Genomic DNA, 20,683 nt, shown 5'->3' with positions numbered 1-20,683 from the left:
GCACCCCCGCCCCCGCGGGCGCGGCGCCCCGGTATCGGCACCCGGCGTCGGTGGGGACGGTTACCTTCGGTGCATGGATGGCACTGGCACCACCGGCACCGACCGCAGCACCTGGCCCCACGACCCCGAGACGCCGGCCGAGCGCACCGCCCCGGCGGTGCCGGGCGGCGCCTGGCCGCACGACCCCGAGGCCCCCGCCGCGCGCACCGGCGCGGACCGGGGCTACGACGCGGCCGCGGTCGAGCGCTTCGCGCCCGAGCCCGACAAGCGCCCCGGGCGCACCGCCTTCCAGCGGGACCGGGCCCGGGTCCTGCACTCCTCGGCACTGCGCCGGCTCGCCGGCAAGACGCAGGTCGTGACGCCCGGCACACGCAGCCACACGTGGGACGCCAGCCCCCGCACCCGGCTCACCCACTCCCTGGAGTGCGCCCAGATCGGGCGCGAACTGGGCGCCGCGCTCGGCTGCGATCCCGACCTGGTGGAGGCGGCCTGCCTCTCCCACGACATGGGCCATCCGCCGTTCGGCCACAACGGCGAGCAGGTGCTCAACGAATTCGCCGCCGACTGCGGGGGCTTCGAGGGCAACGCGCAGTCCCTGCGCCTCCTCACCCGGATCGAGCCCAAGCGGTTCGCGCCGGATCCCGCGACCGGCGAGCCGGTCAGCGTGGGCCTCAACCTGACCCGCGCCGCACTGGACGCGGCGACGAAGTACCCGTGGCCGCGCGGCGGCAGCCCGCGGGACCCCGCGTCCGCCAAGTTCGGCGTGTACGAGGACGACCTGCCGGTCTTCGACTGGGTACGCGCGGGCGCCCCCGCCGGCCGTGTCTGCTTCGAGGCGCAGGTCATGGACTGGTCGGACGACGTCGCGTACTCGGTCCACGACTTCGAGGACGGTCTGCACGCCGGCCACATCGATCCGGCCCTCCTGCTCTCCCCGGCCGAGCGGGAGTCCGTCTGGTCGGTCGCCATCGGCCGCTACGTGCCCGCCGGCACCACGCCCGACGAGCTGTCCGAGGCCCTCGACCGGCTGACCGCCGCACCGTGGTGGCCCCACCACTACGACGGCTCGGCCGTCGCCCAGGCCCGGCTGAAGGACGCGACGAGCCAGCTCATCGGCCGGTTCGCGCTCGCGGCCGAGGGCGCGACCCGCGAGGCGTACGGCGGCGGCCCGCTGACCCGGTACGGCGCCGAGCTGGTCGTCCCGCCGGCCACCCGCCACGAGTGCGCGGTGCTCAAGGCCGTCGCCGACCGCTATGTGATGCGCCGCGCCGAGCAGGAGCAGATCCGCGCCGACCAGCGCGTCGTCCTCGCCGAACTGGCCGACGCGCTCACCGCCCGCGCCCCGGAGGGGCTGGAGCCCCAGTTCCGGGCGCTGTTCGAGGCGGCGCCGGACGACCGGGCCCGCAAGCGGGTGGTCGTCGACCAGATCGCGTCGCTCACCGACGCGTCGGCCCGCACCCTGCACGCCCGGCTGCCGAAGCGGGGCTGACGGCCGCCCGGCTGCCGGAGCGGGGCTGACGGCCGCCCGGCCCCGCTCCGGGTACGGTGATCGTTTGTCGCCGCCCCGATCCGGACGAAAGACCCCGGGACGGGCACTCCCCCTTTCGCCGGCACGCTCGGTGCGGGACGCTCGCAGAAGGCCGAACAGGACCTGAAGAGGAGGCAACACGTGGTCGACGCACACCGGACCTTCGTCATCGTCGGCGGTGGACTCGCCGGAGCCAAGGCGGCCGAGACGCTGCGCGCCGAGGGGTTCACCGGGCGGGTGATCCTGATCGGCGACGAGCGCGACCGGCCGTACGAGCGTCCACCCCTGTCCAAGGGCTTCCTGAGCGGCAAGGACGAGCGCGACAGCGTCTTCGTCCACGAGCCCGGCTGGTACGCCCGCTCCGAGATCGAGCTCCACCTCGGCCAGACCGCCGTCTCGATCGACCGCGCCGCCAAGGCCGTCCGCCTCGGCGACGGCACCGTGCTCCACTACGACAAGCTGCTCCTCGCCACCGGCGCCGAGCCCCGCCGCCTGGACATCCCCGGCACTGGCCTGGCCGGGGTCCACCACCTGCGGCGCCTCGCCCACGCCGACCGGCTGCGCCGGGTCCTCGCCGCCCTCGGCCGCGACAACGGGCACCTGCTCGTCGCCGGCGCCGGCTGGATCGGGCTGGAGGTGGCCGCGGCCGCCCGCGGGTACGGCGCCGAGGTCACCGTCGTCGAACCGGAGCCGACCCCGCTGCACGGCGTCCTCGGTCCCGAACTGGGCCAGGTCTTCGCCGACCTCCACCGCGAGCGCGGCGTGCGCTTCCACTTCGGCGCCCGCCTCACCGAGATCACCGGCCAGGACGGCATGGTCCTCGCCGCCCGCACCGACGACGGCGAGGAGCACCCCGCGCACGAGGTCCTGGCCGCGATCGGGGCCGCCCCGCGCACCGCGCTCGCGGAGAGCGCCGGTCTGGAGCTCGCGGACCGCGCCCACGGCGGCGGCATCGCGGTCGACGCCCGGCTGCGCACCTCCGACCCCGACATCTACGCCGCCGGTGACGTCGCCGCCCACCAGCACCCGCTGATCGGCGCCCGGCTGCGGGTCGAGCACTGGGCGAACGCCCTGAACGGCGGCCCGGCCGCCGCCCGCGCCATGCTCGGCCGGGACACCGTGTACGACCGGGTGCCGTACTTCTTCTCCGACCAGTACGACCTCGGCATGGAGTACTCCGGCTGGGCCCCGCCCGGCTCGTACGACCAGGTCGTGCTCCGCGGCGACGCCGGCAAGCGCGAGTTCATCGCCTTCTGGCTGAGCGGCGGCCGGGTGCTGGCGGGGATGAACGTGAATGTGTGGGACGTCACCGAGGACATCCAGCGCCTCGTCCGCTCCGGCGCTCTCGTGGACCCTCAGGCCCTGGGCGACCCCGCCGTACCGCTCGCCTCGCTCGGCGGCTGACCGGAGTGTCACGGGGTCGCCGTAGACTTCCCCCGTGGCAGGCAGGATCAACGACGACGACGTGAAGGCGGTACGGGACGCGGTCCCGATCGACGCCGTCGTGTCCGAATACCTCCAGTTGCGCAACGCGGGCGGCGGCAACCTCAAGGGACTCTGCCCGTTCCACGACGAGAAGTCCCCCTCCTTCCAGGTCAGCCCGAGCAAGGGCCTGTTCCACTGCTTCGGCTGCCAGGAGGGCGGCGACACGATCGCCTTCGTGATGAAGATCGACCACCTCTCCTTCTCGGAGACGGTCGAGCGCCTCGCCGCCCAGGCGGGCATCACCCTGCGCTACGAGGAGGGCGGCTACAACCCGGCCCACCAGCGCGGCGAGCGCATCCGCCTGGTCGAGGCCCACAAGATCGCCGCCGAGTTCTACGTGGAGCAGCTGGACGGCGCCGAGGCGGAGACCGGCCGGAAGTTCCTCGCCGAGCGGGGCTTCGACCAGGCCGCCGCCCAGCACTTCGGCGTCGGCTACAGCCCGGCCGGCTGGGACCACCTCACCCGCTACCTGCGCGGCAAGGGCTTCAGCGACAAGGAGCTGCTGCTCTCCGGCCTCTCGCAGGAGGGCCGCCGCGGCCCCATCGACCGCTTCCGCGGGCGGCTGATGTGGCCGATCCGGGACATCACCGGGGAGGTCGTCGGCTTCGGCGCGCGCAAGCTGCGCGAGGACGACAACGGCCCCAAGTACCTGAACACCCCCGAGACCGCGATCTACAAGAAGTCGCACGTGCTGTACGGCATCGACCTCGCCAAGAAGGAGATCGCCCGCACCAGCCGCGCCGTCGTCGTCGAGGGCTACACGGATGTGATGGCCTGTCACCTCGCCGGGGTCACCACCGCCATCGCGACCTGCGGCACCGCCTTCGGCGGCGACCACATCAAGATCCTCCGCCGGCTCCTCATGGACAACGCCACCGCCGAGGTGATCTTCACCTTCGACGGCGACGCGGCCGGGCAGAAGGCCGCGCTGCGCGCCTTCGAGGACGACCAGAAGTTCGCCGCCGAGACCTCGATCGCGATCACCCCCGGCGGCATGGACCCGTGCGACCTGCGGCTCGCGCAGGGCGACGACTCGGTGCTGAAGCTCGTCGAATCCCGCACCCCGCTCTTCGAGTTCGCCATCCGGCAGATGGTCACCCGCCACAACCTGGAGACCCCTGCGGGCCGTGCCGCCGCCCTCGACGAGGCGGCGCCCGTCGTCGCCGCCATCAAGAACATCGCCATCCAGCACGAGTCGGCCGTCCAGCTCGCCGGAATCCTCGGCATCCTGGACACCCAGTTCGTGGTCAAGCGCGTCGCCCAGCTCGCCCGCTGGGCCCGTGAGCGCGGCGGCGGCCGCGGGCCCGCCGGGCCGGGCCCCGACCGCAGGACCCCGGTGTACGACACACCTCCCGTGCCCCAGGCCCCGACCGGTCCGGCGCTCAACCTCCGCAGCCCGGCCCACCGCACCGAGCGCGAGCTGCTGAAGCTCGCCCTCCAGTACCCGGCCCTGGTCTCCCCGGCCTTCGACGCCTACGGCACGGACGAGTTCACCGCCCCGCCGTACGCGGCGGTCCGCCACACCATCATGGAGGCCGGCGGCGCCGAGTCGGGCGTCGAGGACACCCCCGGCTACCTCGCCCGGGTCCGCGAGACCGCGCCCGACGACGCGGCGCGCGCGCTCGTCACCGAGCTGGCGGTGGAGGCGATCCACGCCCGCGCGGTCGACGAGGTGTACGCGGGCGAACAGCTGGTCCGGGTCCGGCTGCGCGCCGTCGACCGCCGCATCGCCGACGTCCAGGGCAGCCTCGCCCGCCTCGGCAACGGCGCCGACCCCGAGCGGTACACGGCCGTCGCGAACGAGCTCTGGGTCCTCCAGCAGTACCGCCAGGCCCTGCGCAACCAGGGCGCGGCGGCACTGTAGACCCGCGCCAGGCGTCCAGCCGCTCACGGCCGGGCTGCCCGTCGCAGCGGACGGTCACATGGGTCTCGTACGTCCCGTCCCCGTCCGTTCGCATCGGCCGATCCTGCCAGACCCCCACACAAGGGGGCATCCGAGTAACCGCCCGGTCACACCCCGTCCCAGAAAGTCGCCGCACGCCCCTCGTGGCGGGGTTGTGTCGTACGCCACACTGGGGTGCGGTGCCTGAGCCCTCGGAAGCTGCCGTACGCCCCCGACCGGCAGCGATCACCCTGGAGGTCGCGTGCAGACCCGGATCCTGACCGAGCCCGAGACCGAACCGGCCATGGCAGCGGCCGTCTCCCCGGTCGGGCAGGTGCCCGCGCAGGGCCGGCCCGACGGCCACCCCGAGGCCCTCCCCGACGAGCCCGCCGCGGACCTCGAACCGCCCGAGCCGGCGCCGCGGCCCGCCCGGGCCGCCGACACCGCGGGCCCCTCCTCCGACCTGTTCCGCCAGTACCTGCGCGAGATCGGGCGCATCCCGCTGCTCAGCGCGGCCGAGGAGGTCGAGCTCGCGCGCCGGGTCGAGGCCGGGCTGTTCGCGGAGGAACGCCTCGCCCGCACACCCGACCCCGACTCGCGGCTCGCCGTGGACCTCGACCGGCTGGTCGTCATGGGCCGCGTCGCCAAGCGCCGGCTGATCGAGGCCAACCTCCGGCTCGTGGTCTCGGTCGCCAAGCGCTACGTCGGACGCGGGCTCACCATGCTCGACCTCGTCCAGGAGGGGAACCTGGGCCTGATCCGGGCGGTCGAGAAGTTCGACTACGCCCGCGGCTACAAGTTCTCGACGTACGCGACCTGGTGGATCCGCCAGGCCATGTCCCGTGCCCTCGCCGACCAGGCCCGCACCATCCGGGTGCCCGTCCACGTCGTCGAACTGATCAACCGGGTCATCCGCGTCCAGCGGCGCATGCTCCAGGAACGCGGCTACGAGCCCACCGCCGAGGAGGTCGCAGCCCAGCTCGACCTGGCGCCGGAGCGGGTCGGCGAGGTGCTGCGGCTCGCCCAGGAACCGGTGTCCCTGCACGCCCCGGTGGGGGAGGAGGACGACGTCGCGCTCGGCGACCTGATCGAGGACGGCGACGCCGCGTCCCCGGTGGAGTCGGCCGCCTTCCTCCTGCTGCGCGAGCACCTGGAGGCGGTGCTCTCCACCCTCGGCGAACGCGAACGCAAGGTGGTCCAGCTCCGGTACGGCCTCGACGACGGGCGGCCCCGCACCCTGGAGGAGATAGGGCGGCTGTTCGGGGTGACCCGCGAACGCATCCGCCAGATCGAGTCGAAGACCCTCGGCAAGCTCCGCGACCACGCCTTCGCCGACCAGTTGCGCGGCTACCTCGACTGACCCGGCCTGCACGGAGCCTGCCGCCCTGTACGGCGCGTGCCGCCGCGCCGGGGACGGCGCGGCGGCACGCGGGCCGGGAGGCGGAGCGCCGCTACTCCACCTCCACCGCCGCCTGCGCGAACTGCGCCGCGTGGAGCCGGGCGTAGGCCCCGCCCTCCGCCAGCAGCTCGTCGTGCGTGCCCTGCTCCACGATCGAGCCGTCCTCCATCACCAGGATCACGTCCGCGTCCCGGATCGTGGAGAGCCGGTGGGCGATCACGAAACTGGTCCGCCCGTGGGCGAGGCGCGCCATCGCCTTCTGGATCAGGACCTCGGTCCGGGTGTCGACCGAGCTGGTGGCCTCGTCGAGGACCAGGACGACCGGGTCGGACAGGAACGCCCGCGCGATGGTGATCAGCTGCTTCTCGCCCGCGCTCACCCCCGCGCCCTCGTCGTCGATGACGGTGTCGTAGCCGTCGGGCAGCGTCCGCACGAACCGGTCGGCGTGCGCGGCCCGCGCCGCCTCCTCGATCTCCTCGCGGGTGACCGCCCGGGAGGCGCCGTAGGCGATGTTCTCGGCGATCGTCCCGCCGAACAGCCAGGTGTCCTGGAGGACCATCCCTATGCCGGAGCGCAGGTCCTCGCGGGCCATCCGGGAGATGTCGGCGCCGTCCAGGGTGATCCGCCCGCCGGTCACCTCGTAGAAGCGCATCAGCAGATTGACCAGGGTCGTCTTGCCCGCGCCCGTGGGGCCGACGATCGCCACCGTGTGGCCCGGCTCGACGGTGAGCGACAGGTCCTCGATCAGCGGCCTGTCGGGGTCGTAGCGGAACGACACCTTCTCCAGCGCCACCCGGCCCTCGGGCCGCTCCGGCAGCACGGGGCGCTCGCCCGCGGGCGCGTCGGGCTCCTGCTCCCCGGCGTCCAGCAGCTCGAAGACCCGTTCCGCGGACGCGACTCCCGACTGCACCAGGTTCGCCATCGACGCGACCTGCGTCAGCGGCATCGAGAACTGGCGCGAGTACTGGATGAACGCCTGCACGTCGCCGATCGACAGCGAACCCGAGGCGACCCGCAGACCCCCCACCACCGCGACCAGCACGTAGTTGATGTTGGACACGAAGAACATGACCGGCTGCATCATGCCGCTGGTGAACTGCGCCCGGAAACCGGCCTCGTAGAGCGCCTCGTTCTGCTCGGCGAAGTCCCGCGCCGCCTCGTCCTGCCGCCCGAACACCTTGACCAGCCCGTGGCCCGTGTACATCTCCTCGATGTGCGCGTTCAGGGTGCCGGTCGACTTCCACTGCTGCACGAAGTGCGGCTGCGACCGCTTGCCGATCCGCGCCGCGACGAACACCGACACCGGCACCGTCACCAGCGCGACCAGCGCCAGCAGCGGGGAGATCCAGAACATCATCACCAGCACGCCGACGATCGTCAGCAGGGAGTTGATCAGCTGCCCCATCGACTGCTGGAGCGTCTGCGAGATGTTGTCGAGGTCGTTGGTGGCCCGGCTGAGGACCTCGCCGCGCTGCGCCTTGTCGAAGTACGACAGCGGCAGCCGCGCCAGCTTCGTCTGCACGTCCTCGCGCATCCGGTACACGGTCCGGTTGATCACCTTGATCGACATCCGGGTCGCCACCAGCATCAGCAGGCCCGCGCCCACGTACACGGCGAGCGCCAGCAGCAGCACCTGGCCGACGGCGGTGAAGTCGATGCCCTCGCCCGGGGTGAAGTCCACCCCGCCGAGCATGTCCGCGAGCGAGCCGTCGCCGCCCTCCCGGACGCTCTCGACCGCCTGCTCCTTGGTGGCCCCCTCCGGCATCCCGCGGCCGACGACCCCGGCGAAGACCAGGTCCGTCGCCGTGCCCAGGATCTTCGGCCCGATCACCGACAGCGCGACGGAGAGCACCGCGGCGCACAGCATCACCCACAGCAGGGCCCGCTCGGGAGCGAGCCGCCGCAGCAGCCGGCGGCCGGAGCCCTTGAAATCCATCGAACGGTCGGCCGGCGACCCGCCGGCCATCATCCGTGCAGCACCCGGCCCGCTCATGCGGCCTCAGCCTCCGTCAGCTGCGAGAGAACGATCTCCCGGTACGTCTCGTTGCCCTCCATCAGCTCGTGATGGCTGCCCGTCCCCACGACCCGGCCCTCGTCGAGGACGACGATCCGGTCCGCGTCACGGATCGTCGACACCCGCTGGGCGACGATCACCACCGTCGCGTCGGCCGTCTCCGCCGCGAGCGCCGTCCGCAGCGCCGCGTCCGTCGCGTAGTCGAGCGCCGAGAAGGAGTCGTCGAACAGGTAGATCTCCGGCCGCTGCACCAGCGTGCGCGCGATGGCCAGCCGCTGGCGCTGCCCGCCGGAGACGTTGGTGCCGCCCTGGGCGACGGGGGAGTCCAGCCCGGCGTCGAGACCGCGGACGAAGTCGGCGGCCTGCGCGACCTCCAGGGCCCGCCACAGCTCCTCGTCGCTCGCCTCCGGGTTCCCGTACCGCAGATTGGTGGCGACGGTGCCGGTGAACAGGTACGGCTTCTGCGGGACCAGCCCGACCGTCCGCGCCATCAGCACGGGGTCCAGGCTGCGCACGTCCACGCCGTCCACGAGCACCTCGCCGCCCGTCACGTCGAACAGCCGGGGGACGAGGCCGAGCAGGGTCGACTTGCCGCTGCCCGTCGACCCGATGATCGCCGTGATCTCGCCGGGACGGGCGGCCAGCGACACGGACCGCAGCACCGGCTCCTGCGCCCCCGGATAGCGGAAGTCCGCTTCCCGCACCTCCAGATGCCCGTGCGCCCGCAGCTCGCGCACCGGCGCCTTCGGCGGGACGACGCTGGACTCGGTGTCCAGCACCTCCTGGATGCGCTCCGCGCACACCTCGGCGCGCGGCACCATCATGAACATGAACGTGGCCATCATCACGGCCATCACGATCTGCATCAGATAGGCGAGGAACGCCGTGAGCGCGCCGATCTCCATCCCGCCGCTCTCGATCCGGTGCGCACCGAACCAGACGACGGCGATCGACGACACGTTCACGACCGTCATGACGATGGGGAACATCAGGGCCATCAGCCGGCCCGTCGCCATCGACACGTCCGTCAGCTGCCGGTTCGCACCCCGGAAGCGCTCCGTCTCGTAGCCGTCGCGGACGAACGCGCGGATCACGCGGTTGCCGGTGATCTGCTCGCGCAGCACCCGGTTCACCCCGTCCAGCCGCTCCTGCATGGTGCGGAACAGCGGCCGCATCCGCTTCACGATCAGCGACACGGAGATGCCGAGCACCGGCACCACGGCCAGCAGCACGGCCGACAGCCGCACGTCCTGCCCGAGCGCCAGCACGATCCCGCCGACGCACATGATGGGCGCCGAGACCATGAGCGTGAACGCCATCAGCACCAGCATCTGGACCTGCTGGACGTCGTTGGTGGTGCGCGTGAGCAGCGACGGCGCCCCGAAGCGCCCGACCTCACGGGCGGAGAAGCTCTGCACCCGGCCGAACACGTCGGCCCGCACGTCCCGCCCGAGCGCGGACGCCGTGCGCGCCCCGTAGAAGACGGCCCCGATGTTGCACACCACCTGGACGACGCTGATGCCGATCATCAGGGCGCCGAGGGACAGGATGACGCCCGTGTCCCCGGTGACGACACCGTCGTCGATGATGTCCGCGTTGAGGGTCGGCAGGTAGAGGGTGGCGCCGGTCTGCAGCAGTTGCAGCAGCACCAGCAGGACGATGGGTCTCTTGTACGGGCCCAGGTAGGTCCGCAGGAGTCGTATCAGCACACGTGTCTCTCGGGTTCGGCGCGATCGGGGGTTGGATGCCCCCCATCTTCCGGCACCCGGTCCGCGAACCTCCCGGGGTTTTCCTCAAACCCCGGTCAAGAACGGACCATGCCCGCGCGGGCATGGTCCGTCCGGCGCCGCTCACAGCCCCTGGGCGAACGCCCCCGGGTGGATCTGCTCCCGCGTGGCCCGGTACTGCTGGCGCACGGCCATGCCGACGTCCGCGTCCTCGCCCGGCTCGAACACCTGCGCAGAGGCGCCCTGCCAGGCCGGCGGAGCGGCGGGGGAGAGCGTCCCCTGCGCCACGCCCAGCGCCCACGCCGCCTGGCGGGCCGCTCCGATGGCGGCGTAGTCCGCCGGCTGCGGAACCACGACCTGGGCGGCGAACACCGCGGGGGCCACGGCCTGCACCGCGGGCAGTTCGGCCGCGGCACCCAGCAGGAAGACCCGCCGCACCTCCACCCCGCGCCCGCGCAGCACGTCCAGCGCGTCGGCCAGCGAGCACAGCATGCCCTCGAACGCGGCCCGCGCCAGGTGCTCGGGCTTCATCGACTCCCGCCGCAGCCCGCTCAAGGTGCCCGCGGTGTGCGGCAGCTGGGGTGTGCGCTCGCCCTCCAGATAGGGCAGCATCACCAGGCCGGACGCGCCGGGGGTGGACTTCATCGCGAGTTCGGACAGGTCCCCGAGCGCCTCGACGCCGAGCATCTCGGCCGTGCCGCGCAGCGCCCGGACCGCGTTCAGGGTGTGCACCACGGGCAGGTGCATGCCGGTCGCGTCGGCGAACGAGGTGATCATCCCGGTGGAGTCGGCGAGCGCCTCGTGGTGGACGGCCATCACGGAGCCGGAGGCCCCCAGCGACACCACCGCGTCGCCGGTGCGGACGCCCAGGCCGAACGCCGCGGCCATCGTCTCGCCCGTGCCGGCCGAGATCAGCAGCCCCTCCGGGGTGGTGCCCGCCGCCTCCGCGGGCCCGAGCACCTCGGGCAGCGCGCACTGGTGGCCGAGGGCCGTCTCGACGAGATCGGGGCGCCAGGCGCCGGTGCCGGCCGACCAGTAGCCCGTGCAGGAGGCGCCGCCGCGGTCGGTGGTCCGGCGGGCGGGCCGGCCGAGCAGCTGCCACACCAGCCAGTCGTGCGGCTGGAGCACCGCCGCCACCCGCTGCGCGGCCTCCGGTTCGGTGCGTGCCAGCCAGCGGAGCTTGGCGACGGGCAGGGCCGCCTGCGGGACCGACCCGACGGCCTCGGCCCACGCCTGCCGCCCGCCGAGCGCGTCCACCAGATCGGCGGCGGCGACCTGGGCGCGCCGGTCGTTGCCGAGCAGCGCGGGGCGCACGGGGCCGCCCTGCGCGTCGAGCGTGATCAGGCCGTGCTGCTGGGCCGAGACACCGATGGCCTGCACGCCTTCCAGCAGCCCGCCGCCCGCGGCCTCGCCGAGCGAGAGCAGCCAGGCCTGCGGATCGGCCTCGGTGGACTTCGGCTCCAGCGGATGCGGCGCGTACCCCTGGCGCAGCACGGCGCCCGTGTCCGCGTCACAGACCACGATGCGTGTGTACTCGGACGAGCTGTCGAGTCCGGCGACTATCCCCATGTCCGGAATTCTGCCGTACGCGCGGGGGCGGGCGGGTCAGGTGTTGGTCGTTCCCCAGTCGTCCTCGGTGCCGGAGCCGCGTTCGCGCAGCGAGCGCACCCGCCCGGCGACCGACTCCGGGACCCGGTCCCCGACCTTGTCGCTCACCGCGTGGAACGCCTTGCCCGCGGCCTCGCGGCCGTTGTGCGCGGCGGACTCGGCGGCGTTGCGCACCGCCGGGTTCTGGGAGATCTGTCGCGCGGACTTCTTGAGCTGCTCGTACCGCTCGCGCCCGGCCCGTGTGCCGAGCACGAAGCCGAGGGCCAGTCCGGCGACGAACGTGAGCTTGTACCGCATGGGTGTCACCTTCCGTTGCGTCGGTGCTGCCCGCCTACCCGCCGGGGCGCCTGATCACCCTGCGCGGAACCGATTGGCGGAGCACCCCCCTGCTTGCGCTAATGTATGTGTCGCAGCGAGCACACGCCCTCCGGGACGCATCCGGTAGGTACGTTCGGTGCACACGCAGCAATCCCCTGTAGCTCAATTGGCAGAGCAGCCGGCTGTTAACCGGCAGGTTACTGGTTCGAGTCCAGTCGGGGGAGCGCGATCCCCTGTAGCTCAATTGGCAGAGCATTCGGCTGTTAACCGGAGGGTTGCTGGTTCGAGTCCAGCCGGGGGAGCAGATACGGAGGAGGGCCCGCGAGGGCCCTCCTTCTTCTTTGCGAGCTTCTCTGCCAGGGGGCGGGTGCGGGACCCGCCCGCCGCCCGCCGGATCTTTCGCGCCGGACCGGGAACCGGGCGGCGACCAGCGGAGTCCTCATGGTCAGGCGTTGCCGACCATGCGAGGCAGGAGATCGTATGACCGGCTATGCTGCGGCAGACGGCGCGCACATGTGTGCGCGACGCGCCGTTGGGGGCGGTAGCTCAGCCGGTTAGAGCAGCGGACTCATAATCCGTCGGCCGTGGGTTCGAGTCCCACCCGCCCCACCAAGTGCAGGTCAGAGAAACGTTCTGACCTGTGCAAACGTCTTTTCGGGTGCCCGGATCTGGGACTCTGGTTCAACGGATGTCACTCCGTTGACCGTTACTTCAGTGAACGCGCGAGTCTAGGGTTGCCCGTGGGCTGTGACCTGCGGTGATGGAGTGACTGGAGAGGCGGCGGGTTGGCGGGGGACCGTGGCCAGGGGACGCTCAGGGGACACGAGGTTTTAGGAACTGCAGTTCGGCTGTGTCATGCGGCACTCGATGGAGGGCTTCTTTCCGTTGCCCCCGTACCGTCCAACCTTGAGCGCGTGTCATCGAAGCCTGATCGGCGAAAGCCCCGGCCGAGTTCGTGTCGGTGCGTCTCGGTGACGAGCGCGCCCGTCTCTCAAGGCGCGATGAGTTCGATCCCTGCCGCATTGAGCTCCTCGCCGTGGGTCAAGACCAGTCCACAGAAGGGGCGGAAGAACGACTTGGCGAGCCCGATGCCGACTGTCCCTTCGAGGTGGTCACAGTCCCCCCTGGAGGGGGACCAGCAGCCGTCGACGCCGAGGTCGCCGAACACGTCGCCGACGTACCCACAGGCCGGGCACTGCCTCCACCACACGTAACTACCGTCTGGTGACCACCTGCTCCAGAGCCATCCGGAGTCGTCGGTCTCTTTCACGGTGGCGAGGATGGGTAGATCGGAGGGGAATGCCCCGACACGTGGTTAGCTGTGATCAAGGTGAAGCCGCAGGTCGCATCCCCATCGACCGGCCCCGACGCCATGGACGGCCTGACTGTGTGTCAGGTGAGGGCTGGCCGCCGCGACGTCCGTCGTGGAGCCCGCGGGCTGGCCTGAATGAAAGCCGAGCCTATAGCTGGCACCTCAATGTCGCGGGCGTGGTGCGCTGACGCAGCATCAGGTCAGTCGCATGGATGGCAACGCGAATCAGTGCCTCGAACTGCGCTTTCGTCGTGATCGCTGCTACACCACTCGGCGGGGCACCATCGATCGGAGCTTTTGGTGTGCGCCTCGAACAGCCTGGCGATGATGCTCGGTGCCCTCACCGACTGCCCCGAGGGGGAGCCGGGGACGTCGCGCGTGGAGCCTGACTTGCCCTCAACGGAGCGCAATTCGTTGACCAGTAGACTCGATCGCTCGGGGGCGAGTGCAGGAGCCGCTTCGTTGCTGGGGCAAACCGACGCTTGGCCGGCGGAAACGGAAGCTCGCTTCGCGAGGTGTGGACGTGTGGTGGACACAAAGAACCTGACGGTGGCGCTCTCGAATCCCCAGAGCCTAGATTCCTCCCTCGGGTGACGGATTCTCGCCCCTCGACCCCTCCTCCTGATGTACGAATCTTGTTATGGCGAGCGCAGGGGGACTGACCGAGCAGGAGACGTGCCGGGCCTTCGTGCTACCGGCGCTGTCCGTGGCCGGCTGGAGCAAAGATCAGATCCGCGAGCAGTATTCGATCAACGACGGCAAGCTCGTGGTGTCGCCGCGGCGGCATCGGCGTGAGCGGGCGCTGATAGCGGACTACGTCCTGGAGTACCGCGACGACGTGCCCCTCGCGGTGGTCGAGGCCAAGCGGACGAGTGTGGATGTCGCAGCCGGTATCGAGCAGGCCAAGCGGTACGCACGCAGACTGGGCCTGCCTCTGGCCTACGCCACGAACGGCATCGAGATCTGGGAGATCGAGATCGGCGGCAACCGGCACCGGGTGTCGTCGTTCCCGTCCCCGGAGGAACTTTGGCAGCGGTACTGCGGCGAGAAGAAGATCACGACCGAACTGGAGCGTGAGCTCATCCTCGCCCAGTTCGACCACCGGCTCCGCAACAACGATCTCACCCCTAAACGCCCGAGGTACTACCAGCGTCGAGCGGTCAACGAGGCGCTCTTGGCGATAGCCCGTGGCCAGACGCGGATCCTGCTGACCCTGGCCACAGGCACCGGTAAGACCATGGTCGCGTTCCAGCTGGTCTCAAAGCTGCGCGAGAGCGGGTGGACCGGAGGAGAGAAGCCCCGTGTGCTCTACCTGGCTGACCGCAACATCCTGGTTGACCAGCCGAAGGATGACTACTTCGAGCCAGTCTTCGGAGATGTAGTCCACAAGATCAGCGGAGGGGTGCAGCGAGCCCGGCAGATCTTCTTCGCGCTGTACCAGTCGCTGGACAGCAGCCGTGGGGACGAAGCTGCGCTCTTCAGCCAGTACCCTCCGGGCTACTTCCACCTGATCATCGTGGACGAATGCCACCGCGGCAGCTCGGCCGAAGAGGGTAGATGGCGAGGCATCCTCAACCACTTCTCCCAGGCCGTTCAACTCGGTCTGACCGCGACGCCGATCGCGGACTCGGACCGGCATACCTACGGGTACTTCGGTGAGCCGGTCTACGAGTACTCCCTGAAGGACGGAATCGAGGACGGCTTCCTGGCCCCGTACCGTCTTCGACGGGTCCACCTGAATGTCGACATGACGGGCTTCAAGCCCGAACCTGGGCAGCTCGATACTTCCGGCAACCCCATCCCGGACCAGGTCTATACCCAGCGCCACTACGAGAAGGCCCTCGCCATTGAGGAGCGCACCGAGGAAGTAGCGCGGTACCTCACGAGCTACCTGACCGATACGGACCGGATGGCGAAGACGATCGTCTTCTGTGAGAACAACGATCACGCACACCGCATGGTTGCCGCACTCAACCAGGCGAACCTCGACCTCGTCGCACGCTACCCAGACTACGTCTGCCGGATTACCGATGACGACGGCAAGCCGGGAAGGGAGCTCCTGGACCGGTTCCGGCGGGACGACACCGACGAGCCCGTGATTGCCGTGACCAGCCAGATGCTGACGACCGGCGTGGACATCCCCTCGGCCCGCAACATCGTGATCGTGCGCCGGATCAACTCCATGCCGCAGTTCAAGCAGATCATCGGGCGAGGCACGCGGCTGTGCCTGGACATAGACAAGGGGTCCTTCGACATCATCGATTTCGTCGATGCGACTGTTCTGTTCAACGATCCCGAGTTCGACGGTCCGCCGCTGAGAGTCATCAATGACCGGACAGATCAGCAGGGAGAGCTGATCGAGCGCGAAGAGCTGGAGAGCCCAGACGGCCCCGCCGAAGAGGTCGCAGAGCCCGAAGTGGACTTCCAGTCAGGTGATGGAGGCGTACTGCCTGCAGACGACGACGGGACGGTGGTCACGGACGAGGATCGCGTCGATGAGATCCAAAGTAGCGGTACCCGGCGCATCTACGTCAACGGCGTGGAGGTCTTCGTCTGGAACGACATGCACTACCAATTGCACCCCGACGGCCAGTCCATGCGCATGGTCCAGTATCGGGAATACGTTCACGACCGCGTGCTGGAGCTGAAGCTGTCGCCGACGGATCTGAGGACGCAGTGGGCCACCGCTAAGAGTCGCAACACCCTTCGCGAGCGCCTGAGCGGCGAAGAGATCGGCATCACGGAAGAGGACCTGCTGCGCAAGCTCGATCACCCCGAGGCCGACCCTGTCGATCTGCTGATCAACGCGGCCTGGGAACTGCCGCTGATCAGCCGCTCCGAGCGGGCCCACCGGGTACGCCGTGAGCACGATCAGTTCCTCAAGAGCTTCGCACCTGAGGCCAGGGAGGTGCTGGACGCGCTGTTGGACCGCTTCGCAGAGAAGGGCGCCGCAGAGCTGGAGGCGAGCGCGCTGCGCGTACCACCCTTCCAGCAGCTGGGTACGATCCGGCAGCTGGCCGCACGGTTCGGCGGGGCTCCGCAGATGCACGAGGCGATCGACGACCTGGGCAAGCGGATCTTCGATGTCGCGTAACTACATCCTGATTTTAGTTTCACGTGTCGATCTACGTGAAGCTAAAGGAAACTAGGAAGAGTATTGCTGCTACGCTCTCATGGTGCTTGGGGATGACACGACTCGCGACCGACTCTGGCGCACTGCGGCCCGCCAGCGCGGCTACTTCACGGCCGCCCAGGCGCTCAAGGCCGGCTACTCCTACCAGGCTCAGCACTTCCATGTCGGTCGCCGCAACTGGATCCGTATCGACCGCGGCATCTACCGCTTCCGCGAGTATCTCGACCTTCCGAGCACCGACACGGACCACTTGGTCCGCTGGTCCCTTTGGAGCCGGGACCGGGCTGTGGTGTCGCACGCGACGGCCCTTGCTGTACACGACCTGGGCATCGCCAACCCGGCGGAGATCCACCTGACCGTACCGCCGGGTTTTCGTGCCAGGGACTCGGCTGTCGTGCTGCACCGCGCCGCTCTGGGCGCTGCGGACGTCGAACAGCACGAGGGCTTCAAGGTCACCACACCCCTGCGAGCCATTGCGGAGAGCGCCGCTGACGCGGTTGATCAAGACGTAGTCGACTCCGCAGTGAGCGAGGCACTCTCGCGGGGCCTGACCACACGACGCCGTCTCCTGCGCGCAGCCCAGGAACTCGGAGCGCGAGCCGAACTCGGCGTAGAGCGCGCGCTGAGGGAGGTGACGGCGTGAAGGAGAAGCGATACCAGGACGCTGTCGCACTCCGTAGGGCGCTGGAGGTCAGGCTGAAGCGCCAGTCGGAGACTGAAGCCACAGATCTGGGACGCCTACGCCGCCGAGTGGTCTTCGACCGTATCGCGGCACGGCTCTCAGCAGATTCGGAGGCTGAATGGATCCTCAAGGGCGGGGCTGCGCTTGAGTTCCGGCTGCGGAATCGCGCCAGAGCGACCAAGGACATGGACCTCGCTATCCGGGAAACCGGACTGACGGGCGGCATGCTCCGCGAGGCACTGCTCGATGCGCTCGCAGAAGACCCGGACGGGGACTGGTTCACCTTCCGGGTTCCCGCGCCGGTGGAACTGGCCGCTTATACCGGGGGGCGCCCGGCGTGGAGGTTTTCCGTCGAAGCCGGCCTCGGCGGCAAGCCCTTCGCCGGTGTCCGGATCGACGTCGCCGCCCGCGGCGAGGAGGTGGCGGCCACGGAACCCCTGCCGCTCCTCGGGGCACTGGACTTCGCCGGAATCCCCGCCCGGACGATCGAGGCCGTGGACCGGCGGCAGCACTTCGCCGAAAAGCTACACGCCCTCACACGTGAATACGGTGACCGTCCTAACACGAGGGTTAAGGACCTGGCTGATCTCGTGCTACTGATCGAGACGGGCATGGCCGCCGACGCGGAGCTGTGCGGCGTAGTGCGGCATGTCTTCACGATCCGGGACACACATGCCGTCCCTCACTTGATTCCCGACCCACCACCGCTGTGGCGGGACACGTATCCATCCCTCGCCGAGGGACTGACCGAGACCACAGCGACCTTGGACCACGCGCTGACCGCAGTGCGCGAATTCTGGGCGCGAGCTGTGACCGTCTGCACCGGAACGGAAGACTGATGCCGCCGCAGGACACCACCAGCCAACTGGCCATTGACGTACCCGCCCATCCCAAGAAGCGAACCCGCGCGGAACTTCAGTCGGCCATCAAGTCGGCGCGCGACATCATGCGTAAGGACGCCGGCCTCAACGGCGACCTGGACCGCCTGCCTCAGCTGACGTGGATCCTGTTCCTCCGGGCCTTCGACGTGTGTGTGGAGGAGGAGCGGGAGGCGGAGATCCTTGGCTACGAGCGCGTGATCCAGCCGCCATACGACTGGAAGAGCTGGGGAGCAAGAACCGAATTTACGGGGAAGGAGTTCCTCGACTTCGTCAACATGAAGCTCCTCCCGTATCTGCGTGACCTAAAAAGCGATGAGGAGGGAGATCCCAGGAATGTGATCTCCACCATCTTCCAGGATGTCAACAACCGGATGCTCTCGGGCACCTTGCTACGCGACCTGGTCAACGTAGTCAATGGTATTAACTTTGACTCCGCTGATGACATCCACACGATGGCCTTCGTCTACGAATCAATCCTGAAGGAGATGCGGGACGCCGCAGGTGACTCAGGCGAGTTCTACACCCCACGACCGGTGATCCGGTTCATGGTCGAGCAGAGCTTCCTCGGGCTGGGCGAGTCCATCCTCGACCCGGCCTGTGGTACGGGCGGGTTCCTCGTGGAGGCCTACGAGGAGCTGAAGGAGCTCCCGCGATCCCGGGTGGAATTGGCCGAACTCCACCACAACATCCGCGGCATGGAGAAGAAGCCGCTCCCGTATCTGCTCGGGATGATGAACCTCCTCCTCCACGGGATCGACGCGCCGAACGTGATCCGCACGAACGCGCTGCGCAAGATGCGGGAGGAGAGCAGCCCGAAGCACCGTGTGAACGTGGTGCTCACCAACCCTCCGTTCGGCGGCGAGGAGGAGAAGTCGGTAGCGGCGGCCTTCGACTCAGCTGGCGTCGGGACGCACGAGACCGCGTGGCTCTTCCTCTACTCCGTGATCGAGCGGCTGAAGCCCGGGGGCCGGTGCGCGATCGTCCTTCCGAACAGCGTCCTCTTCGGCGGCGGCGTCGGCGCAAAGATCAAGCAGAAGCTGATGCGGGAGTGCAACCTCCACACGATCGTGCGCCTCCCGCAGGGCGTTTTCGCTCCATACACCCCAATTGCCGCCAATATTCTATTTTTCGAAAAGGCGGGTTCGACGAAGGAGACTTGGTTCTATGAACTGCCGCTTCCGGAGGGGCGGCGCGGCTACAGCAAGACCAAGCCCATGCGATATGAGGAGTTCGCAGGGTGCGTAGAATGGTGGGGTGGCGAGAGGCGGTTTGAGCGCAAGCAGACAGATCAGGCTTGGAAGGTTTCGATCGCCGAGGTCGAGGCAAATGGATACAGCCTCGAACTGTCCAATCCTCGCGCAGGAGATGACCTCGCCCATCGCGCCCCTCTCGACGTGGTTGGTGAGATTCTCGTAGGTGAGCGGCATGCCCTTCAGGAGGTCGAAGCACTTCAAAGGGAGCTCGAAGAACTCTCCATCCGTAATCTCGCGGATGAGGAGACAGGGAATCGGTTTTCCATCGGCGAATTTCTGGAGCTGAGCAGGAGGCCCGTCGATGTGCAACCTGAAGCAATCTATCGCGAGATTGGTATCAGGTCGTTTGGTCGGGGTGTAATTCACAAGCCTCCGGTTACGGGTGAAGAAATCGGAGCTAAGAGAGTATTTCATATTGAGCCCGGTGATCTCCTATTCAGTAATATCTTTGCGTGGGAAGGGGCGGTGGCGCTTGCGGGGGAATCCGAGCGAGGGTATATCGGGTCGCATCGGTTCATGACGTACAGGGTCGATTCAGGCATCGCAGATTCTGGCTTTCTTAGATTCTTTTTTGCAATCGGGCCAGGCCTGGAAGTGATCAGAGCCGCTTCCCCCGGATCCGCTGGCCGGAATAGAACCTTGGGGATCAAGGCGTTTGCTGCCCAGACGGTTTGGCTTCCGCCTCTACCCGAACAGAAGCGTATTTCTTCGCAACTCAATCGCATTGTTCAGGTGTCAGAGGCAGCAGAGGAACGGTCACATGTGCTCGCGGCACTACGAATTTCCATCCTCAACGCCGCCTTCACCGGCCAGCTGTGACCCGGCGCCAGGCGGTGCCCGTCACGACCACGTGATCAAGGAACCGTAGTTCGACCGTCTGTGCCGCATCCCGCAGACGTTCGGTCACCTGTCGGTCGGCCATGCTGGGTTCGGGGTTGCCCGAGGGGTGGTTGTGGGCCACGCCGAAGGACGAAGCGCCGGCCGCCAGGACCAGGGCGAGAGTGTCGCGCACCGGGATCAGGCTGCGGTCCGTGGCACCGTCCGTCAGGCGGGCGATTCGGAGGACCTTGCCGGACGCGTCGCAGGCCACGACGATTACGCGTTCGTGGTGTAGCCCGCGTAGCAGTGGTGCGGTGACTGCGGCGAGGTCAGCGGTGCTTGTGACTCGGTCAGGACTGAGCAGGTCCGAGTTCCGTAGGCGGCGGGCCAGTTGAAAGGCTGACGCGACCCGTACCGCCTTCGCTTGGCCCATCCCCGGGAGTTGGACGAGGGCTTGAGGGTCTGCCCGAGCCAGGCCGCGGAGCCCGCCGTGCGCCGCAAGGAGCTCGCTGGCCAGCTGGACCGCGTCCTGCCCCGGAATGCCTGAGCCCAGAAGAAGGGCGAGTAGTTCTCGGTCAGCGAGCGCCTCAGCGCCGTGGAGCCACAGCCGCTCCCGCGGTCGGTCGGTCGCCGGCATGTCTT

General features: G+C 69.2%; 14 protein-coding genes and 3 tRNA genes. 11 read left to right on the top strand and 6 right to left on the bottom strand.

The features are described 5' to 3' along the window. The first annotated feature begins 73 nt into the window (after nucleotides 1-73). The 4 genes from IAG43_RS09755 (at nucleotide 74) to IAG43_RS09740 (ending at nucleotide 6,255) form a co-directional block, all read left to right on the top strand. Nucleotides 74-1,489: a deoxyguanosinetriphosphate triphosphohydrolase gene (locus IAG43_RS09755; protein ID WP_187740357.1), complete on the top strand. Its 1,416-nt coding sequence runs from the start codon at nucleotides 74-76 to the stop codon at nucleotides 1,487-1,489. Between the two features lie 180 nt (nucleotides 1,490-1,669). Continuing rightward, nucleotides 1,670-2,932 carry an NAD(P)/FAD-dependent oxidoreductase gene (locus IAG43_RS09750; protein WP_187740356.1) on the top strand — a complete coding sequence of 421 codons (1,263 nt, stop codon included), beginning with the start codon at nucleotides 1,670-1,672 and terminating at the stop codon, nucleotides 2,930-2,932. A 34-nt stretch (nucleotides 2,933-2,966) separates the two neighbouring features. Beyond that, complete coding sequence (gene dnaG / locus IAG43_RS09745) at nucleotides 2,967-4,877, top strand: DNA primase (RefSeq protein ID WP_187740355.1); 1,911 nt, start codon at nucleotides 2,967-2,969, stop codon at nucleotides 4,875-4,877. A gap of 280 nt (nucleotides 4,878-5,157) precedes the next feature. Then, nucleotides 5,158-6,255, top strand: a complete 1,098-nt coding sequence (locus IAG43_RS09740) for an RNA polymerase sigma factor (protein WP_187740354.1) — start codon at nucleotides 5,158-5,160, stop codon at nucleotides 6,253-6,255. Between the two features lie 91 nt (nucleotides 6,256-6,346). Here the strand turns inward: IAG43_RS09740 and IAG43_RS09735 are convergent, their stop codons facing one another. From IAG43_RS09735 to IAG43_RS09720, 4 genes are all read right to left on the bottom strand, one after another. Continuing rightward, nucleotides 6,347-8,287, bottom strand: a complete 1,941-nt coding sequence (locus IAG43_RS09735; protein WP_187740353.1) for an ABC transporter ATP-binding protein — start codon at nucleotides 8,285-8,287, stop codon at nucleotides 6,347-6,349. Beyond that, on the bottom strand, nucleotides 8,284-10,017 hold the full coding sequence (locus IAG43_RS09730) for an ABC transporter ATP-binding protein (protein ID WP_187740352.1): 1,734 nt from the start codon (nucleotides 10,015-10,017) through the stop codon (nucleotides 8,284-8,286). The genes IAG43_RS09735 and IAG43_RS09730 overlap by 4 nt, the downstream gene beginning before the upstream one ends. Before the next feature lie 141 nt (nucleotides 10,018-10,158). Further along, nucleotides 10,159-11,604, bottom strand: coding sequence for an FGGY family carbohydrate kinase (locus IAG43_RS09725; RefSeq protein ID WP_187740351.1), 1,446 nt, complete (start codon nucleotides 11,602-11,604; stop codon nucleotides 10,159-10,161). Nucleotides 11,605-11,640: 36 nt separating this feature from the next. Next, nucleotides 11,641-11,940: a YtxH domain-containing protein gene (locus IAG43_RS09720; RefSeq protein ID WP_187740350.1), complete on the bottom strand. Its 300-nt coding sequence runs from the start codon at nucleotides 11,938-11,940 to the stop codon at nucleotides 11,641-11,643. A gap of 172 nt (nucleotides 11,941-12,112) precedes the next feature. Between IAG43_RS09720 and IAG43_RS09715 the strand changes: the two genes are divergently transcribed. From IAG43_RS09715 to IAG43_RS09705, 3 genes are all read left to right on the top strand, one after another. Further along, a tRNA-Asn gene (locus IAG43_RS09715) sits at nucleotides 12,113-12,185 on the top strand. A gap of 5 nt (nucleotides 12,186-12,190) precedes the next feature. After that, nucleotides 12,191-12,263: transfer RNA gene (locus IAG43_RS09710), tRNA-Asn, on the top strand. Nucleotides 12,264-12,496: 233 nt separating this feature from the next. Next, nucleotides 12,497-12,573: transfer RNA gene (locus IAG43_RS09705), tRNA-Ile, on the top strand. A gap of 379 nt (nucleotides 12,574-12,952) precedes the next feature. Here the strand turns inward: IAG43_RS09705 and IAG43_RS09700 are convergent. Further along, nucleotides 12,953-13,231, bottom strand: a complete 279-nt coding sequence (locus tag IAG43_RS09700; RefSeq protein ID WP_187740349.1) for a hypothetical protein — start codon at nucleotides 13,229-13,231, stop codon at nucleotides 12,953-12,955. 682 nt (nucleotides 13,232-13,913) lie between these two features. Here IAG43_RS09700 and hsdR point away from each other — a divergent pair. The 4 genes from hsdR (at nucleotide 13,914) to IAG43_RS09680 (ending at nucleotide 20,041) form a co-directional block, all read left to right on the top strand. Then, complete coding sequence (hsdR, locus tag IAG43_RS09695) at nucleotides 13,914-16,367, top strand: EcoAI/FtnUII family type I restriction enzme subunit R (protein WP_187740348.1); 2,454 nt, start codon at nucleotides 13,914-13,916, stop codon at nucleotides 16,365-16,367. A gap of 82 nt (nucleotides 16,368-16,449) precedes the next feature. Beyond that, complete coding sequence (locus IAG43_RS09690; RefSeq protein ID WP_187740347.1) at nucleotides 16,450-17,049, top strand: type IV toxin-antitoxin system AbiEi family antitoxin domain-containing protein; 600 nt, start codon at nucleotides 16,450-16,452, stop codon at nucleotides 17,047-17,049. Then, complete coding sequence (locus IAG43_RS09685; protein WP_246574200.1) at nucleotides 17,046-17,927, top strand: nucleotidyl transferase AbiEii/AbiGii toxin family protein; 882 nt, start codon at nucleotides 17,046-17,048, stop codon at nucleotides 17,925-17,927. The genes IAG43_RS09690 and IAG43_RS09685 overlap by 4 nt, the downstream gene beginning before the upstream one ends. Beyond that, entirely contained in the window at nucleotides 17,927-20,041 is a 2,115-nt protein-coding gene (locus IAG43_RS09680; RefSeq protein ID WP_187740346.1) for an N-6 DNA methylase, read from the top strand. Before IAG43_RS09685 ends, IAG43_RS09680 begins: the two co-directional genes overlap by 1 nt. On the opposite strand, the gene radC is transcribed toward IAG43_RS09680, so the two are convergent. Continuing rightward, entirely contained in the window at nucleotides 20,025-20,678 is a 654-nt protein-coding gene (radC, locus tag IAG43_RS09675; RefSeq protein ID WP_246574724.1) for a RadC family protein, read from the bottom strand. The two genes, IAG43_RS09680 and radC, sit on opposite strands and share 17 nt — an antisense overlap. Between the last annotated feature and the right edge of the window lie 5 nt (nucleotides 20,679-20,683).

It is taken from the genome of Streptomyces genisteinicus (assembly GCF_014489615.1).
GTDB classification, from domain to species: Bacteria; Actinomycetota; Actinomycetes; order Streptomycetales; family Streptomycetaceae; genus Streptomyces; species Streptomyces genisteinicus.
This window is presented reverse-complemented; position numbering and strand designations above follow the sequence as displayed.

What these genes read in the sequence shown, in the direction of transcription:
- IAG43_RS09735 (WP_187740353.1), bottom strand. Translation starts at nt 8,287, where the DNA reads ATGAGCGGGCCGGGTGCTGCACGGATGATGGCCGGCGGGTCGCCGGCC.
- radC (WP_246574724.1), bottom strand. Translation starts at nt 20,678, where the DNA reads ATGCCGGCGACCGACCGACCGCGGGAGCGGCTGTGGCTCCACGGCGCT.
- IAG43_RS09725 (WP_187740351.1), bottom strand. Translation starts at nt 11,604, where the DNA reads ATGGGGATAGTCGCCGGACTCGACAGCTCGTCCGAGTACACACGCATC.
- IAG43_RS09680 (WP_187740346.1), top strand. Translation starts at nt 17,927, where the DNA reads ATGCCGCCGCAGGACACCACCAGCCAACTGGCCATTGACGTACCCGCC.
- IAG43_RS09755 (WP_187740357.1), top strand. Translation starts at nt 74, where the DNA reads ATGGATGGCACTGGCACCACCGGCACCGACCGCAGCACCTGGCCCCAC.
- IAG43_RS09720 (WP_187740350.1), bottom strand. Translation starts at nt 11,940, where the DNA reads ATGCGGTACAAGCTCACGTTCGTCGCCGGACTGGCCCTCGGCTTCGTG.
- hsdR (WP_187740348.1), top strand. Translation starts at nt 13,914, where the DNA reads ATGGCGAGCGCAGGGGGACTGACCGAGCAGGAGACGTGCCGGGCCTTC.